Origin of the sequence: Roseovarius atlanticus (genome assembly GCF_019802205.1) — a bacterium.
Lineage (GTDB): Bacteria > Pseudomonadota > Alphaproteobacteria > Rhodobacterales > Rhodobacteraceae > Roseovarius > Roseovarius atlanticus_A.
Window position 1 is genome coordinate 43,449 of sequence record NZ_JAHVHQ010000003.1, and the last position, 16,067, is coordinate 59,515.

The window sequence follows — 16,067 nt, forward strand, 5'->3', positions numbered from 1 at the left end:
GTCAGTCTCCTTTCCGGATCAGTGCATCCGCCGCCACGGCCCTATCGGTCGTGCAGATCAGCGGGTTGATCTCGATTTCCTCCAGCCGGTTGCGTTCGGCGCCGACATAGTCCTGCACCGCCAGAACGGCGCGTGCAATGGCGGCGCGGTCCGTGCCGGGCCTGCCGCGATACCCTGCAAGCACGGGGGCGATGCGCAAGCTGTCGAGCGCCCCGAACACTTCGTCTTCCGTCACGGGCAGGATAAGCGACACCGTGTCCCGCAGGATTTCCGTCAGCGTCCCGCCGGCCCCCAGCGTCAGCACGAACCCATGCGCCGGATCCCGCACGACCCCGAGCAACAGCTCGGCCACGCCCCCGCCGATCATCTCCTCCAGCAGAAAACCGTCGCAGGCCATGCCCTTGGCCGCTTCCTCGACTTCCAGCGCGTCCCGCAGGCCAAGCGCCACCAGTCCGGCCTCGGTCTTGTGCGCGACGCCCATGCCCTTCAACACCACGGGAAAGCCGATCTCCTTGGCCGCCGCCACGGCCTCGTCGACCGTGTCCGCGACCATCGCCCGCGGCACGTCGAGGCCCGCGGCGGCCAGCGCGCGCTTCGCCTCGGCCTCCGCCAGCACTCTTGCGCCTTTGGGCCGGTCTCCCTGCACCACCGGCGCAGGCAGCGGGCCGCACCGGCCAATGAAGGCCGCCGCCTCGACAGCGGTCAGAAAATCGTCCAGCCCCTGCATTGGGATCATGCCGCCCGCCGTGGCGCGCGCGGCCATCGCCTCGGGCAGCAGCTCGGGCAGGGTGGACACCAGCACCAGAGGCCTGCCGGTCTCGGCCACTGCCGCCGCCCCGGCCTCGAACACGCAGTCCCAGGCGCCTGGATCGCACCGATCCGTGCGCGGAAAGTCTATGATCACACAGGTCAGGTCCGCCGCGCCCTCCTGCATGATGGCAAAGACCTGCGCCATGCGACCGGCGTCGTTCCAGATGAACGTGTGATAGTCCAGCGGGTTGGCCAGTGCGACCATGGGGCCGAGCGTCTCGCGCAGGCGGTCGCGTTGCGCCAGGGTCAGGTCGGGAAACGCAACCTTGCGGTCCTCGGCGCTGTCCGCCATCAGGCTGGCCTCGCCCCCCGAACAGGACAGGGAGGCCAGCGAGACACCGGACAACGGGCCTGCGTAGTGCAACAGTTTCGCCGTCTCCAGCAAGGCGGGCAGGCTGTCGACCTGCGCCACGCCCAGCCGCCGCAATAGCGCGCGCGCCCCGGCGTCGCTGCCGGCGAGCGAGGCCGTGTGAGACACCGCCGCCGCCTGCGCCCGCGCCGACTTGCCGGCCTTCAGGGCGATCACGGGCTTGCCGAGGTCCCGGGCCGTTTGCACCAGCCGCTCGAAGGCGGGCACGTCGCCGATACCTTCGATGTGCAGCGCCAGCACGGTGACCCGCGGGTCCTGCAACAGCGTGTGGCCCAGCTCCGCCAACCCGGTCTGCGCCTGGTTTCCGGCGGTGGTCACATAGGCCAGCGGCAGCCCGCGCGACTGCATCGAGATGTTGATCGCCATGTTGGAACTCTGCGTCAGCACCGCCACGCCGCTTCCGACCCTCGCGCCGCCATGCTGGTCGGGCCACAAGAGCGCGCCGTCCAGGTAGTTGATGAAACCATAGCAGTTCGGTCCCAGGATCGGCATCTCGCCCGCGGCCTCCAGCAACGCCGCCTGAAGGTCGGCCCCGTCGCCGGTTTCGGCCTGCGCCTCGCTGAAGCCACTTGCGAAACAGACCGCGCCGCCTGCGCCCATCTCGCGCAGCTGGCGGACGACATCGACCGTGGCGTGCCGGTTCACCCCGATGAAGACGGCATCCGGTGGCGCGGGCAAATCATCCAGCCGGGCGCAGGCGGGCAGGCCCGCGATTTTCGCCTTCGCCGGATGGACCGGCCAAACCGGGCCGGAAAACGCCATCTTCCGGCATTGCTCGACGACACTGGTGCACCAGGCCCCGCCGCCGATCACCGCAATCGACTTCGGCTGAATGAGGCGGCTCAGGTCGCGCATGGGGCGGACCCTTGCGCCGAAGAGTTTCTTGCCTCCGGCGGGGATATTTCCGGCCAGAGGAAGAAACGGTTTGTTAACCACGACCTGCAATGCTTGCCATGCGGTACAGGCGGGGACGCCGATGACCGCGCCAGGGGAAGAGGCGCCGCCTTTTCCCGGGGGGAGCTTTCGAGGCTCCCCCCTTTTCCTCTGGCCACAAATATCCTCGCCGAAGGCATTCGTCTCTTATGCCCCCAGCGGCCGCAAAAGCTCGCGGCTGATGATGTGGCGCTGGATCTCGGACGTTCCGTCCCAGATCCGCTCGACCCGTGCGTCGCGCCAGAACCGCTCCACCGGGAAGTCGTCCATCAGCCCCATGCCGCCGAAGATCTGCAAGGTGGCGTCGGTCACGCGGGCCAGCATCTCGCTGGCATAGAGCTTGGCCGAGGCGATCTCGCGGTTCGCCGGCAGGCCCTGGTCCAGGCGCCATGCCGCGGCCAGCGTCAGCCAGTCGGCGGCGTCGATCTCGGTGACCATGTCGGCGATCTGAAAGCTCACGCCCTGGAACTTACCGATCTGCTGGCCGAACTGTTTGCGCTCGGCGGCGTAATTCAACGCGTAATCAAAGGCCCGTCGCGCGCGTCCGACGCTCATCGTCGCCACGGTGATCCGCGTGGCGTAGAGCCATTCGTTCATCACCGCGAACCCGCCATCGACCTCGCCCAGAACCTGCGCATCGGGCAGGCGGCAGTCGTCGAATTCCAAGACCATGTTCTTGTAGCCCCGGTGGCTGACCGACTTGTAGCCGTCGCGGATGGTGAAGCCCGGCGTGCCACGATCGACAAGGAAGGCGGTGATCCGCTTCTTGGGGCCTTTCGGCGTGTCATCCTCGCCCGTGGCGATGAAGACGATGATGAAATCGGCATGATCCGCGCCCGAGATGAAATGCTTGGTGCCGTTCACCACCCAGTCGCCCCCGTCACGCCTGGCAAAGCACTTCATGCCCCGCACGTCGGACCCGGCATCGGGTTCGGTCATCGCCAGCGCATCCATCCGCTCACCCCGCACGGCGGGCAGCAGGTACCGCTCGCGCTGCTCGCCCTCGCAGGCCATCAGGATGTTCTGCGGCCGCCCGAAGAAATGCGTCAGCGCCATCGACCCGCGGCCAAGCTCGCGCTCGACCAGCGCGAAATCCACGTGACCAAGGCCCGCGCCGCCCACCTCCTCGGGAAAGTTGCAGGCGTAAAAGCCCAGGTCCATGCACTTGCGCTTGATCTCCTGCGCCACCTCGGGCGCCACCTCGCCGCTGCGCTCGACCAGCTCCTCGTGGGGATAGATCTCCTTCTCGACGAAGCTGCGCACCGTCGAGACGATCATCTCCTGCTCGTCCGTCAATCCGAAATGCATGATCTCACTCCTCCGCGTGCAGGGCGACCAGCGCCGCCACCTTGTCCGCCACGTCCTCGGGCGGCTCGCAGGTGCGCCGGGTCTCCAGGCTCACATGCAGCATCAGCTGGTCGCAGGTCGCCATGACCGCGCCGTCGCTCTTGCGCCGCATCTCGTGGAAACAGCGCAGCTTCTTGCCGCCGCCCTCGGTCACCCGGCTTTCCACGACAATCTCTTCCCCGGCCCGCGTTTCGGCCAGGTACTTGATGGTCGTCTCCACCGTGAAATAGCTCAGCTGCCGCTCGGACACATAGGTCTCGTCCGCGCCCACATACGCCATCACGCCCTCGGCGGCATCGCTGAAGACCTGGCCGTAGCGGCCCTCGTTCATGTGACCGTTCATGTCGGTCCAGTCGACCGGCACCATCCGGTCCTGCGTGATCATCGGCCGGGCGTCCTGCGGCGGATGCATCAGCGTCCGCTGATGCTGACCGACCAGCTTGCCCGAGGCGGTCCCCTGCTGCTTCAGCGCCCGCATCATGGCAATCAGGTTGCGGTCGCGCTTGCGCTCCAGCTCGCGGATCGACAGGTGACCCGACTGCGCGTCGGACTGGTCCGCGATCAGGTCCACCAGTTCCGGCGTGAACTCCGGCACATCCGTCAGCTTGGTCCAGGGCCAGCTCAGCGCAGGGCCGAATTGCGCCATGAAATGCCGCATCCCGGCCTCGCCGCCGGCCACGCGGTAGGTCTCGAAAAGGCCCATCTGCCCCCAACGCAGGCCGAACCCATAACGGATGGCGTTGTCGATCTCCTCGGTGGTGGCGATGCCGTCCTTGATCAGCCACAACGCCTCGCGCCAGACCGCCTCGAGGAAACGGTCGGCGATATGCGCGTCGATCTCCTTGCGCACATGCAGGGGATACAAGCCCAGCTCGGTCAGCACTTCCTTGGCCGCCTCGACCATCGCGGGTGATGTCGCCTCGGATGGCACCACCTCGATCAGCGGCAGCAGGTAGACCGGGTTGAACGGGTGCGTGACCATGATCGTCGACGGATCGGCGGCACCTTCCTGCAACTCGGACGGCTTGAACCCGCTGGTCGACGACCCGATGGGCACGCCCTGTGCTGTGGCCTGGATCTCGGCAAGAACCTTGTGTTTCAGGTCCAGCCGCTCGCTCACGCTTTCCTGGATCCAGTCCGCGCCCTCCACCGCCTCGGCAATCGAGCCGTAAAAACTCAGCTTGCCCTCGGCGGGCAGGGCGCAATCATAGAGCATCGGCAACGCGCCGCGCGCATTGTCCAGCACCTCGCCGACCTTGCGCTCGGCCTCCGGGTCGGGGTCGAACACCCGCACATCCCAGCCGTTCAGCAGGAACCGCGCGGCCCAGCCGCCGCCGATCACGCCGCCACCAATGATTGCCGCCCGTTTCGTCATAGTCGTCCCCTTCGTCATCTCATCCTGATTTGCGAGGTGTCATAGCCGTTGAAATCCAGGATCTCCGCCGCCGCCCGCAGCCGGTCCGCCCCGCCTTCGGGGCGCCGGTCGAGGATCCAGCCATAGCTGCCATCGGGCGTCCCGATCGCCGCCGTGCGGAAATCGTCATCCACCCACACCACCCACATCTGTCGCGGCGCTTCGCCCTCGCGGGTCAGCTGCCAGCGGTTCTGCCCCAGCGGCCTGGCCAGCCAGATCTCCGTGTCGCTTTCGCAATCGCCGGATAAAAGGCACGCCTCGCTGCGGAACTCCACCGCCTCCTGGCCGCGCAGGTCTGGCAGCAGGGTCACCATCGCCAGACCGCCGTCGCCCGGGAAATACCCGCGCACGAACCACGGCCCGCCCATGTCCTGCATCCCGTTGCCGCGCGTCGTCACCGACAGTGGCTGACCCGTGTCTCGAAACGATCCCTCGCGGGACGTGGGCCCGCCGCCGCAGCCCGCCAGCATCAGCAAGCCCATGCCTGCTCCGATCACGTGTTTCAGCATCGCGTTCTCCTTTCCGCAATATCCGGATCGTCCGGGCCGCCGAACACGGCAAGACTGTCCCAGGTAAAGGAGACACATGATGAGCATACAGTTTCAACCTTTGCCGACCGATCAGGTCCGGCACCTGCGCGGAACCCTGCGCGATATCCACGACCAGCCCATCGCGGCGCTGGTATCCGACGGCACGGGAACCCCATGCCGCCATTGCCTCCGGACCGTCCCGGACGGGAAGCGCTATCTCGTTCTGGCATGGCGCCCGTTCCGGGGATTGAACCCCTATACGGAAACCGGGCCGATCTTTCTGTGTGCAGACGAGTGCGACGCGGCCTCACCGGCAGACACATTGCCGCCGATGCTGACGGCGCCGACCTATATCGTCCGGGGCTACACATCTGACGAGCGCATATGCCCGGGCACGGGTCAGGTGACCGCGACGCCGCAGATCCGGACCTACGCGGCGCGCTTGCTGGAGAATCCGAAGATCGCGTTCGTCGACATCCGCAGCGCGTCGAACAACTGCTTCCTGTGCCGGGTCGTGCGGGCCGGATAGGGCGCATGGTCATGGCACCAGCGTTTCGGTATGGCCGTCCACCGCCATCACCTGCCCGGATATCTTCGCCGCCCCGGGCGAGGCGAGAAACAGCACCATGTCGGCCAGGTCGTCCGCCGTGACCCAGCTGCGCAGGCTGACTCCCCTGACGTATTGCGCGCGCACCTCGTCCTCGGTCTTGCCGCTGGCGGCGGCCTCCATGGCCACCACCCGGTCCATCCGGTCGCCTTCCACGGCTCCGGGGGCGATGGCGTTCACCCGCACGCCGGCCGGGCCCAACTCCATCGCCAGGGTCTTGGTCAGGCCCACCAGCGCCCACTTGGCCGAAGAATAGGGCGAGCGATAGGGATAACCCCATTGCCCCGCCGTCGAGGTCGTCAGAACGATCAGCCCGGACCCCTGCGCCCGCATCACCCGCGCGGCCCAGCGGCAGGTCAGGAACGACCCGTGCAGGTTGACCGCCACGCATTGCTGCCACGCGGCATAGTCCAGGTCCTCGATCAGCCCCGCCTGTCCGCCGGTCCCGGCATTGGCGCAGACCACGTCCGCGCCGCCCCATTCGCCTTCGACCTGACCCAGGAAGGCGTCCATCTGCGCCTCGTCGGTGACATCGGCCTGTTGCGCGATAATCGAAGGATTGGCCTCGGCCATCGCGGCCACCGCCACCGGGTCGGCGTCGCAGATCGCCACGCGGTCGCCCGCCTCCAGGAACCGTTCGGCCAGTCGCTTGCCGATGCCGGACGCGCCGGCGGTGATGACCACGCGGCGGCTCATGGACGGGTTGTCCAGCAGGCACAAATGGCACCGACGCGATGCCACTCAAATACCGACGCGATACCGACAGCCATTTTCAGACCGGCGCCCGCTTGGTCAGTCCCAGCTTCTTGCGCACGTCTTCCGGTCCGATCACGCGGGCGCCAAGCCGTTCGATGATCTCTTTCGCCCGCGCGACAAGCTGTTCGTTGGTGGCCAGCACGCCCTTGTCCAGCATCAGGTTGTCCTCCAGCCCGACGCGCACATGGCCGCCCGCCAGCACCGAGGCCGCGACATAGGGCATCTGGTTGCGACCCAGCCCGAAGGCGCTGAAGGTCCAGTCCTGAGGCACGTTGTTGACCATCGCCATGAAGGTATTCAGGTCATCCGGCGCGCCCCACGGCACGCCCATGCACAGCTGCACCAGCGCGGGGCTGTCCAGGACGCCACCGCTAACAAGTTGTTTTGCATACCACAAATGGCCCGTGTCGAAGGCCTCGATCTCGGGCTTCACGCCCAGTTCCGTCATCATCCGGCCCATCGCCGTCAGCATGCCGGGCGTGTTGGTCATGACGTAATCGGCCTCGGCAAAGTTCATCGTGCCGCAATCCAGCGTGCAGATTTCCGGGCGGCATTCGGCCACATGCGCCACCCGCTCGGTGGCGCCGATCATGTCGGTCGCGTCCTCTTTCAGCGGCAGCGGGTTTTCGACATCGCCGAACACCATGTCCCCGCCCATCCCCGCGGTCAGGTTCAGCACCACGTCGACCTCCGCATCCCGGATGCGCTCGGTCACTTCGCGGAACATCTTCACATCGCGCGACGGAACCCCGGTCTCGGGATCCCGCACGTGGCAATGCACCACCGCCGCCCCCGCCTTCGCGGCGGCGATGGCGCTTTCGGCGATCTGCTCGGGGCTGCGCGGTACGTGCGGGCTCTTGTCCTGCGTTCCGCCCGATCCGGTCACGGCACAGGTGATGAAAACCTCTCGGTTCATGGCAAGCGGCATGGTGGTCTCCCTTTTCGTTAACGAGATCATATCGCGCTGGCTCTGGGGCAGAGTTTGCGGTAACTGACAAAAATCGTGCCGGAATGGACAAAATCAGCGCTTGAGCCAACCCGGATCGGGTTTCTGCTGTTCGACAGGTTCTCGAACCTGTGCCTGGCCAATTGCATCGAGCCTCTGCGCGCCGCCAACACGGTCGGCCCGAAGCCGATCTTCGACTGGACGGTGCTCAGCCTTGATGGCGGCCCGTCGCGGTCCTCCAGCGACATCGAGATGATTGCCCGCGCCTCGGTGACCGCGATGCCAAAGGTCGATTACCTGTTTGTGGTGGCCAGCTACGGTCACGAAGCGCATGACAGCCCGCGCACCCGCAGGCGGTTGCGCGATGCCGTTCATCACGCCGACGTCGTCGTGGGATTGGACGCAGGCCCGTGGCTGCTGGCGTCTGCAGGGTTGTTGGATGGACGCCGGGCAACGGTACACTGGGACCTTCTGGACGCCTTCACCGAAAGGTTCCTCACCGTGGATGCCGAACAGGCGCGCGTGTTGAGGGACGGAAACGTGATCACCTGCGCGGGGGCCATGTCTGCGCTCGACCTGACCCTGGATTTGATCGCGCAGCATGCCGGCATGGCGGTCAGGCTGGATGTCGAGGCGCTGTTTCTGCACGGCGAGCCGCCCGTGGGGCGGGAAAGGACCACGCAGGTGGTCGACCCGCTGGTGCGCCGCGGCTTGCAGATGATGCGCGACACGGTCGAGAAACCACTTTCCCTGGAACAGCTTGCGGTGCGATTGTCGTGCCAGCCCCGGACGCTTGACCGCCGCTTCCGCGCGCGGTTGGGGGCGTCTCCGGGCAAGGTCTATCGACATCTGCGCCTGGCCGCCGCGCGCAAACTGATCGAGGACAGCACGCTCGGCATTGCCGAAATCGCCATCCGCTGCGGGTACGACTCGCCATCCTCCATGACCCGTGCGATCCGGCGACAATATGGCACCACGCCGCGAATGCTGCGATCCCATTGACAGCGTAGGAGGCGCGGCTAAAGCTGCGCTGATGACAGGCAAGACATGCAATGTTGCCGTGATCGGCGCCGGCATCGTGGGGGTGTCCACCGCGCTTTGGCTTGCCCGCGAAGGGCATACCGTCACCCTGATCGACAAGGCCGGTCCCGGCGAGGCGACGAGTTATGGCAATGCAGGCCTTCTGGCCTGCTCCGGGACAATGCCGGTGCCCGGTCCCGGCCTCTTGGGCAAAGCGCCCCGCATGGCACTCGATCCGCGCGAACCGCTTTATATCAGGTGGCGGCACTTGCCCGCACTTGTGCCCTGGCTGATGAAATACCTGCGCCACGCGACGGCGGATGCGGCCAAGACCCGGGCGGACGCGATCCTGCCCCTGATCGGCGACAGCCTGGCCGATCACCAGGCCCTTGCGGCGGGAACCGAAGCGGAAAAATACGTCGTATCTTGTGATTATCTTTATGGTTACGCGACCCTAAAGGCGTTCGATGCGGACCGCTTCACGTGGGACATCCGCACGGAGCAGGGATTCGAGTTTTCGGTAATGGATCGGACTGCGTTGCGCGCATACGATCCGATCTACGGCGAGGCGATCGGGTGTGCAGCCAGAATACGGCGCCACGGGCGCATTTCGGATCCGGGCGCGTATGTCAAGGCGCTGGCGAAGGCCGCCGAACGCCTCGGGGTGAAGCTGATCCGCGAGGAGGTCGAAGCGATAGACCGCTCCGGTGGGCGAGTGACGGGGGTGCGCCTGGCAAGCGAAACACTGTCCGTGGACACCGCCGTGGTCGCGGCAGGCGCATGGTCCAAATTTCTGGCAGAGACGCTTGGCATCGCGGTTCCCCTGCATCCCGAAAGCGGGTTTCACATAGAGCTTTGGGAGCCGTCGCAGATGCCGCGGTCGCCCTTGATGTTCGCGCCGGGCAAGTTTGTGATCACGCCGATGGACGGCAGGATCCGGCTGGCCGGAATGGTCGGCTATGGCGGGTTTGATGCGCCGCCGCCCGAGGCACCCTACCGCATGTTCATGCGTCACCTCAAAGTGGCGCTGCCGGGGCTGACATGGCGCGAAACCACGCGTTGGATGGGCCATCGCCCGGCGGTCTCGGACTCGCTTCCGCTGATCGGGGCGGTGCCGGGCGTTGCCGGGGCCTATACGGGCTTCGGCCACGATCACGTGGGGCTGACCGCCGGGCCCAAGACCGGCCGATTGTTGGCGCAGATGATCTCGGGGGGGCGCCCTAATATCGACGTTGCCCCCTTCGCGCCGGATCGTTTCACCCGCTGACCCGACCCGGGCGCTGTGCGAATCTGAACGCAGGTCTGTGCGGGCCGATGCGCTCGTATCGACTTTTGAAGATGCGCTCTAACTCGTAGATTGTAACAACAAGGCGCGGTCCTCGCGCCCGTTTGACGTTCCAGCGACTGCCAACAGGGATAGGAGCCAGACATGACGACATTTACGCTCAACGGAAAAGAAACCCAGATCGACGCAAGCCCGGATATGCCCCTGCTTTGGGCGCTGCGCGACGAACTGAACATGACGGGCACCAAGTACGGATGCGGTGTCGCCTCCTGCGGGGCGTGCACGGTGCATGTCGACGGCGTGCCGACGCGGTCCTGCCAGACTTACCTGGGCGACCTTGAGGGCGCGACGGTCACCACGATCGAAGGCGTGGAAAGCGAGGCCGCGAAGGCGATCCAGGAAGCATGGGTCGAACTTCAGGTGCCGCAATGCGGCTACTGCCAATCGGGGCAGATCATGTCGGCTTCAGCGCTCTTGGCCGAAACGCCCAAGCCCACCGACGAAGACATCGACACGGCAATGGATGGCAACCTGTGCCGCTGCGCGTCCTATGCCCGTATCCGCAAGGCCATTCACCGGGCCGCAGAAATCATGGAGGCGTAAGATGAGACTGATCGACAAACGCGACCTGATACCCGCCACACGCGCGCTGACCACGACGCGGCGCGGATTCCTGACCCTGTCCGCCGGTGCCGCAGGTGGCCTTCTGCTGGGGGCCGCAGTGCCGGTGCGCGGTCTGGCCCAGTCCGGTGCCGAGGGCGACATGCTGATCACGCCCTTCGTTCATGTCATGCCCGACAACACCGTGCTGGTGCTCAGCAAGCACCTCGACATGGGGCAGGGCACGGCCTCGGGTCTTGCCACGCTGGTGGCCGATGAACTGGATGCCTCGATGGACCAGATCACGACGGATTTCGCGCCGTCCAATCCCGAGGTCTATGCCAACACCGCGTTTGGCGTGCAGGGCACGGGCGGGTCCACCGCCATGCCCAATTCTTGGGAGCAGTACCGCAAGGCCGGCGCAACGGTCCGGGCGATGCTTGTCAATGCGGCTGCGAGCGAATGGGGCGTCGACGCCTCCGAGATCGGCGTTTCCGACGGCAAGCTATCGGCTGGTGAAAACAGCGCCACTTTCGGCGAACTGGCGAGCCTCGCGGCCAGCCAGCAACCGCCCGAGAACGTTGCGCTGAAGGCGCCCGAGGATTGGGTCTATATCGGCAAGTCCTTTGCCCGCGTGGACGTGCCGCAAAAGACGCAAGGCAGTGTCGGCATGTTCGGGATCGACCAGCAGCCCGAGGGCGGGCTGGTTGCCGTCACGGCGCGCCCGCCGCGGTTCGGCGCAACCCTGGCCTCGATGGACGCAGCCGACGCGAAAGCGATGGATGGCGTGCATGACGTGCTGGAAATTCCGCAAGGCGTCGTCGTGGTGGCCGACTCCACGTGGAAGGCGATGCAGGCGCGGGACGCGCTGGCGCTGGAATGGGCCGAGGGCTCTGGCGAGACCCGGGGGACGGACGCGCTGATGGAAGAGTTCCGTGCGCTTCTGGACCAGCCTGGCAACCCGGCAGAGCCAAAGGGCGACGCCGCGGCCAAGCTGGAACAGGCGAAGACCGTCATCGAGGCGGATTACGTTTTTCCATATCTGGCCCATGCGCCGATGGAGCCGCTGGACATGACCGTGCTCTTCGACGGCAGTTCCGCGCAATTCTGGGGCGGCTCGCAGTTGCAGACCGTGGATCACGGCACCGCGGCCTCGGTCCTCGGGTTCGAAATGGGGCAGGTGCAGGTGCACACCAAGTGGGGCGGCGGCTCGTTCGGGCGTCGTGCCACGGGGGACGCGCACCTGGTCGCCGAGGCTGCCACCATCGGCAAGGCCTGGCTGGACGCCGGGCATGACGCGCGGCCCATCAAGCTGGTCTACACCCGCGAGGATGACATCAAGGGCGGCTACTATCGCCCCATGACGATGCACCGGGTGCGTGCTGGCCTCGATGCCGACGGCAACATCTCGGGCTGGGAGCATCGCATCGTGAGTCAGAGCATCGCAAAGGGCACGCCGTTCGAGCAATACATGGTCAAGGACGGCGTGGACGACACCACGATCGAAGGCATTCACCCCACGCCTTATGCGATTTCCGACCTTACGGTCGACGTGCACCACCCGGATGTCGGCGTGCCGGTCCTGTGGTGGCGCTCGGTCGGGCATACGCACACCGCCTATGTCATGGAAACCATGATGGACGAGCTGGCAGAGGCCGCCGGACGCGACCCGGTGGAGTTCCGACTGGCTTACCTGGGCGAAGATGCGCGTCTGGCAGAAGTGCTGAAACTCGCGGTCGAAAAGGCCGGAGAGGCCGGGCCGGAAGGCACGCATCGTGGGATCGCCGTGCACAAGAGCTTTGGCAGCTACGTGGCCGAAGTGGCCGATGTGCGACTGCGTGAAGACGGCACGATAAAGGTCGAGAAAGTGACCTGCGGCGTGGATTGCGGCGTTCCTATCAACCCCGACAACATCGTGGCGCAGGTCGAGGGCGCCTTGGGGTACGGTCTGTCGTCGATCCTGCGCGAGCAGGTCACGCTGACCGATGGCGAGGTGGATCAGTTCAACTTCCCCGACTACACGCCGCTGCGGATCTCGGACATGCCCGAGGTGGAGGTGCATATCGTGCCCTCGACCGAGGCGCCCACGGGTATCGGTGAACCCGGCACGCCGCCCATCGGCCCTGCCGTGGCCAATGCGGTTTACAAGGCAACCGGCGAACGGGTGCGCAGCCTGCCGATGTCGCAGCACGGGCTGGCCTGACGACGCCTTTCATAAGAGTACAGAAAGGGGCGGCCACGCCCAGCCCTTTGCAGTGAATGATGCAGCGCAAAGCTGAAAGCCGTTCAGGGCAACCCGATGATAGGCAACCAGCGCCCGAAGAAATCTTCTGGCGCTGGTTGCGAAGAATGTTCGCAGAGCGGGCGAAGCGGCGTCACTGCCTCAGCTGAACAACCCGGTCGGCTCCGAGTGATTTGAGAAACGCTTGATCGTGGCTCACCGCAATGACCGCACCATCATAGGTTTCCATTGCCTCTTCCAAGGCTTCGATACCGCTCAGATCGAGGTGATTGGTCGGCTCGTCCAGTATCAGCAACGCAGGGGGCGGAGTGCCGCCAAGGGCGCATGCCAGACCACCGCGTAGCCGTTCGCCTCCACTCAGGTCACCCGCGCGGCGCAGGGCGTCATCCGCTCGGAATCCGAACCGGGCCAAAGCCGCATGGGCCGTCTGCATCGTTGCGGCGGGGTTCACCGCCAGAAAGTTCTCGCGCAGGGGCAAATCGGGATCGAGCAGGCCAACATGCTGATCCAGCATCGCGAATGGGACGGAGCGGTCCACCTGCCCGACCTGCGGGGTGAGTTGACCGATGATAAGCTTGAGAAGCGTGGTTTTCCCACTGCCGTTCGGCCCGGCGATGACGATCCGCTCTGGGCCGGTGACGACAAAAGAGAGTTCTCGGATTACAGGGCGGTTTGGATCGTGCCCGCCGGTCACAGCATCCAGCCGCAGAACGGTCTTTCCGGGCGGTAGACCGGACGGTGCGATCTCCATGCGCAAGGGCTCCAACACCTCTATTTTCTCGCGAGCGACGGCGAGCGTTTTTTCGGCCGCATTGCGCCGGGCTTCGCGCAGATGGGCGCCCGCGCCGCCCGAAGCTTCGGCCCGCTCCTTGGCGGCATCCATGAGAATTTTCGGCTGATCGCCCTTCGCCCGCGCCTTGCGTCCGGCGCTGTCCTTGCGGGCCTTGCGCTCGGCCGCTTGTTGCGCACGACGCGCGGCCTCTGCGCGGGACTTTTCTGCATAAGCCAGATCACGTGACGCGGCCTCCAACTCGGTATCCTTATGCTGCCGATAAACGGAGTAGTTGCCGCCATACCTGGTCGTTCCAAGCGACGAGAGTTCAACGATGGCGTCCATTTCCTCCAATAGCTCACGATCATGACTCGCGATGATCGCGCCGCCGTTCCAGGTGCGAATAAGATCAATCACGCCCCTGCGTCCGTCCCGGTCGAGGTTGTTTGTCGGCTCGTCCAGTAACAGGAAATCAGGATTTTTCAGGATCAGCGCGGCAAGGGCCGCCCTGCTGCGCTGCCCGCCGGAAAGCGTGGCAAGCCGCGTCTGCGGCTCGGCTGTCAGACCGCAATTGGCAAGCGCGGCGTCTATCCGGGCGGGCAGCGTCCAGTCGGCCTCATTAAGGTCATCGGCGGTGGCCTCGCCCGCCTCGGCTCGATCGAGCAGGTCGAGCGATGCCCGCACTCCGAAAAGGTCGGCGATGGTGTCGTCCGAATGCTGCATCGCATCCTGACGCATCATGGCTATGGACCCGGTCACGCAAACGTGCCCTGAGGCGGGGTTCAGATGCCCCGCGATCAGGCGCAGAAGCGTGCTTTTACCAGTTCCGTTGCGTCCCACGAGGCCTATGCGCTCGGGGCCGAAGGTCAGGTTGAGGTCGGAGAAAAGCGGTGTGCCGTCAGGGGTGGACCAGGACAGCTCGGACAGGGAAACAGATACAGGCATGGGACAAGACTTCTCGCAGCGAAACCAGAGGGGTGAAGGCGGCGATGGTCATGTCCATGTCGAGCGTATCTCCTATGCGGTGATGACGTCTACTTAGTTGCGTCTCCGTGCTTTCGCAAGGACGCGCCCGAAGCGATCATTGCGCACTGGGTCCACTGCGGGTTCTCAACTGCATCATTTACTGAAAAGGGCTGACAGCGGCGCCCCTTTTTTCGCTCCGGCGAACTGCGGCCGAACTGCCCCACTGCCTCCAAAGACAGCGCCAACGCCCACCGACGAGAACGTAGGTATGATCTGTATGCCAGCGGTGGATGGTCGAGGCGTCGACCGTAACGCCTCGCACCGCCAGCAGATGATCTCGCGTGGAGATCCGTGGCGCTTGAAAAACCAGTTTACAGCGGACGAGTGTTTTAATAATATGAATGATATTCACATATGCTGAACGACGGGAGAGCGTTCAGCTTTGGAAACAAGGGAGGCCCTGATGAAGAAAACAATTTGTACCCTGCTGATGGCAGGCGTGATGATCACCGGCGCGGCGAAGGCCGAAGACTATGTCATGCAGACCGCCTCAACGGGCGGCACATTCCACCCTGTGGGGGTCGCCATCTCGACGCTGAGCAAGGTCAAGCTGCTGCCTTCGGAGAATTTCTCGCTGACGGCGGTGAACTCGGCGGGGTCTGGCGCCAACCTGCAGGCCATGGCGTCCGGAACGGCCGACTTTTCGATCCTGCAGGGATTGTTCGGCTATTACGCGGCGCGCGGCACCGGCCCTTTGAGCACTCCGATGGAGGATATCCGTTCGGTTTCCATGCTGTGGCAGAACGTCGAGCACTTCATCCTGCGCAACGACCTGGTCGACACCGGAACGGCCGCGGATATTGTCGCCGCCAAGGGCGCAGGCGCGGGCATGGGGGCGCGCAACTCGGGCAGCCTGGGCTCCGGAACGCTCCTGATGGAAGGCTTGGGGCTGAATGCGGAAGAAGACTTTCAGATGATCTATTCCGGGTATGGCCCGACACTTGATGCCATGGCCAATGGACAGATCGATTTCGCGTCGATCCCGGCCGGCGTGCCTGCGGGCGCGATCACCCAGATACTTGCCACGAACGGCGATGACGTGACGATCCTGAACGTGACGCCGGAAGAGGCGGAAGCGATGGATGGCGGTCGTGAACTCTGGACTGCCTATACCATCCCGCCCAACAGCTATCCCGGACAGGAAGAGGCGATCCAGACCATCGCCCAGCCGAACTTTCTTGCGGTGAATGACGACGTGCCGGAAGACCACGTCTACAAGCTGACCAAGGCGCTTTACGAAAACCTGCCGTTCTTGCAGTCGATCCACCCGGCAACAAAGGCGATGTCACTGGAGTCGGCGATTGCTGGCCTTCCGACACCCCTGCATCCGGGTGCTGTGCGCTATTACCGGGAGGTTGGCCTGGATATTCCCGAGCGGCTGATCCCGCCGGAAATGCAGGACTGATCGC

Annotated in this window: 13 protein-coding genes; 6 read left to right on the forward strand and 7 right to left on the reverse strand. The window is 65.2% G+C overall.

What is annotated here, in order from left to right; all coding sequences use genetic code 11:
- Window position 1 precedes the first annotated feature (1 nt).
- The 4 genes from KUV49_RS06085 to KUV49_RS06100 all read right to left on the reverse strand — a co-directional run bounded on the left by KUV49_RS06085 (window position 2) and on the right by KUV49_RS06100 (window position 5,383).
- On the reverse strand, window positions 2–2,035 hold the full coding sequence (locus KUV49_RS06085) for an acetate--CoA ligase family protein (RefSeq protein WP_222449168.1): 2,034 nt from the start codon (window positions 2,033–2,035) through the stop codon (window positions 2–4).
- A gap of 225 nt (window positions 2,036–2,260) precedes the next feature.
- Window positions 2,261–3,421, reverse strand: a complete 1,161-nt coding sequence (locus KUV49_RS06090) for an acyl-CoA dehydrogenase family protein (protein ID WP_222449169.1) — start codon at window positions 3,419–3,421, stop codon at window positions 2,261–2,263.
- A gap of 4 nt (window positions 3,422–3,425) precedes the next feature.
- Window positions 3,426–4,835, reverse strand: a complete 1,410-nt coding sequence (locus tag KUV49_RS06095) for a carnitine 3-dehydrogenase (protein WP_222449170.1) — start codon at window positions 4,833–4,835, stop codon at window positions 3,426–3,428.
- A gap of 14 nt (window positions 4,836–4,849) precedes the next feature.
- Window positions 4,850–5,383: a lipocalin family protein gene (locus tag KUV49_RS06100; RefSeq protein ID WP_222449171.1), complete on the reverse strand. Its 534-nt coding sequence runs from the start codon at window positions 5,381–5,383 to the stop codon at window positions 4,850–4,852.
- Window positions 5,384–5,462: 79 nt separating this feature from the next.
- On the opposite strand from KUV49_RS06100, the gene KUV49_RS06105 reads away from it, so the two are divergent.
- Window positions 5,463–5,933 (forward strand): DUF1203 domain-containing protein, encoded by a 471-nt coding sequence (locus KUV49_RS06105; protein WP_222449172.1) that lies wholly within the window; start codon window positions 5,463–5,465, stop codon window positions 5,931–5,933.
- 9 nt (window positions 5,934–5,942) lie between these two features.
- Here KUV49_RS06105 and KUV49_RS06110 read toward each other — a convergent pair whose 3' ends face one another.
- Both KUV49_RS06110 and KUV49_RS06115 read right to left on the reverse strand, forming a co-directional pair.
- On the reverse strand, window positions 5,943–6,707 hold the full coding sequence (locus tag KUV49_RS06110; protein ID WP_222449173.1) for an SDR family oxidoreductase: 765 nt from the start codon (window positions 6,705–6,707) through the stop codon (window positions 5,943–5,945).
- Window positions 6,708–6,783: 76 nt separating this feature from the next.
- Window positions 6,784–7,695 (reverse strand): 3-keto-5-aminohexanoate cleavage protein, encoded by a 912-nt coding sequence (locus KUV49_RS06115; protein WP_222449174.1) that lies wholly within the window; start codon window positions 7,693–7,695, stop codon window positions 6,784–6,786.
- 75 nt (window positions 7,696–7,770) lie between these two features.
- Here KUV49_RS06115 and KUV49_RS06120 point away from each other — a divergent pair, with 75 nt between their 5' ends.
- The 4 genes from KUV49_RS06120 (at window position 7,771) to KUV49_RS06135 (ending at window position 12,821) form a co-directional block, all read left to right on the forward strand.
- Entirely contained in the window at window positions 7,771–8,715 is a 945-nt protein-coding gene (locus KUV49_RS06120; protein ID WP_222449175.1) for a GlxA family transcriptional regulator, read from the forward strand.
- Window positions 8,716–8,746: 31 nt separating this feature from the next.
- Window positions 8,747–10,000, forward strand: coding sequence for an NAD(P)/FAD-dependent oxidoreductase (locus KUV49_RS06125; protein WP_222449176.1), 1,254 nt, complete (start codon window positions 8,747–8,749; stop codon window positions 9,998–10,000).
- 162 nt (window positions 10,001–10,162) lie between these two features.
- Window positions 10,163–10,621: a (2Fe-2S)-binding protein gene (locus KUV49_RS06130; RefSeq protein WP_222449177.1), complete on the forward strand. Its 459-nt coding sequence runs from the start codon at window positions 10,163–10,165 to the stop codon at window positions 10,619–10,621.
- Between the two features lies 1 nt (window position 10,622).
- Entirely contained in the window at window positions 10,623–12,821 is a 2,199-nt protein-coding gene (locus tag KUV49_RS06135) for a xanthine dehydrogenase family protein molybdopterin-binding subunit (protein WP_222449178.1), read from the forward strand.
- A 172-nt stretch (window positions 12,822–12,993) separates the two neighbouring features.
- Here the strand turns inward: KUV49_RS06135 and KUV49_RS06140 are convergent, their stop codons facing one another.
- Window positions 12,994–14,577, reverse strand: coding sequence for an ABC-F family ATP-binding cassette domain-containing protein (locus tag KUV49_RS06140; protein ID WP_222449179.1), 1,584 nt, complete (start codon window positions 14,575–14,577; stop codon window positions 12,994–12,996).
- Window positions 14,578–15,061: 484 nt separating this feature from the next.
- On the opposite strand from KUV49_RS06140, the gene KUV49_RS06145 reads away from it, so the two are divergent.
- Complete coding sequence (locus KUV49_RS06145; protein WP_222449180.1) at window positions 15,062–16,063, forward strand: TAXI family TRAP transporter solute-binding subunit; 1,002 nt, start codon at window positions 15,062–15,064, stop codon at window positions 16,061–16,063.
- Window positions 16,064–16,067 lie beyond the last annotated feature (4 nt).

What these genes read in the sequence shown, in the direction of transcription:
- KUV49_RS06105 (WP_222449172.1), top strand. Translation starts at nt 5,463, where the DNA reads ATGAGCATACAGTTTCAACCTTTGCCGACCGATCAGGTCCGGCACCTG.
- KUV49_RS06125 (WP_222449176.1), top strand. Translation starts at nt 8,747, where the DNA reads ATGACAGGCAAGACATGCAATGTTGCCGTGATCGGCGCCGGCATCGTG.
- KUV49_RS06090 (WP_222449169.1), bottom strand. Translation starts at nt 3,421, where the DNA reads ATGCATTTCGGATTGACGGACGAGCAGGAGATGATCGTCTCGACGGTG.
- KUV49_RS06110 (WP_222449173.1), bottom strand. Translation starts at nt 6,707, where the DNA reads ATGAGCCGCCGCGTGGTCATCACCGCCGGCGCGTCCGGCATCGGCAAG.
- KUV49_RS06095 (WP_222449170.1), bottom strand. Translation starts at nt 4,835, where the DNA reads ATGACGAAACGGGCGGCAATCATTGGTGGCGGCGTGATCGGCGGCGGC.
- KUV49_RS06130 (WP_222449177.1), top strand. Translation starts at nt 10,163, where the DNA reads ATGACGACATTTACGCTCAACGGAAAAGAAACCCAGATCGACGCAAGC.
- KUV49_RS06100 (WP_222449171.1), bottom strand. Translation starts at nt 5,383, where the DNA reads ATGCTGAAACACGTGATCGGAGCAGGCATGGGCTTGCTGATGCTGGCG.
- KUV49_RS06085 (WP_222449168.1), bottom strand. Translation starts at nt 2,035, where the DNA reads ATGCGCGACCTGAGCCGCCTCATTCAGCCGAAGTCGATTGCGGTGATC.
- KUV49_RS06135 (WP_222449178.1), top strand. Translation starts at nt 10,623, where the DNA reads ATGAGACTGATCGACAAACGCGACCTGATACCCGCCACACGCGCGCTG.
- KUV49_RS06140 (WP_222449179.1), bottom strand. Translation starts at nt 14,577, where the DNA reads ATGCCTGTATCTGTTTCCCTGTCCGAGCTGTCCTGGTCCACCCCTGAC.
- KUV49_RS06115 (WP_222449174.1), bottom strand. Translation starts at nt 7,695, where the DNA reads ATGCCGCTTGCCATGAACCGAGAGGTTTTCATCACCTGTGCCGTGACC.
- KUV49_RS06145 (WP_222449180.1), top strand. Translation starts at nt 15,062, where the DNA reads ATGAAGAAAACAATTTGTACCCTGCTGATGGCAGGCGTGATGATCACC.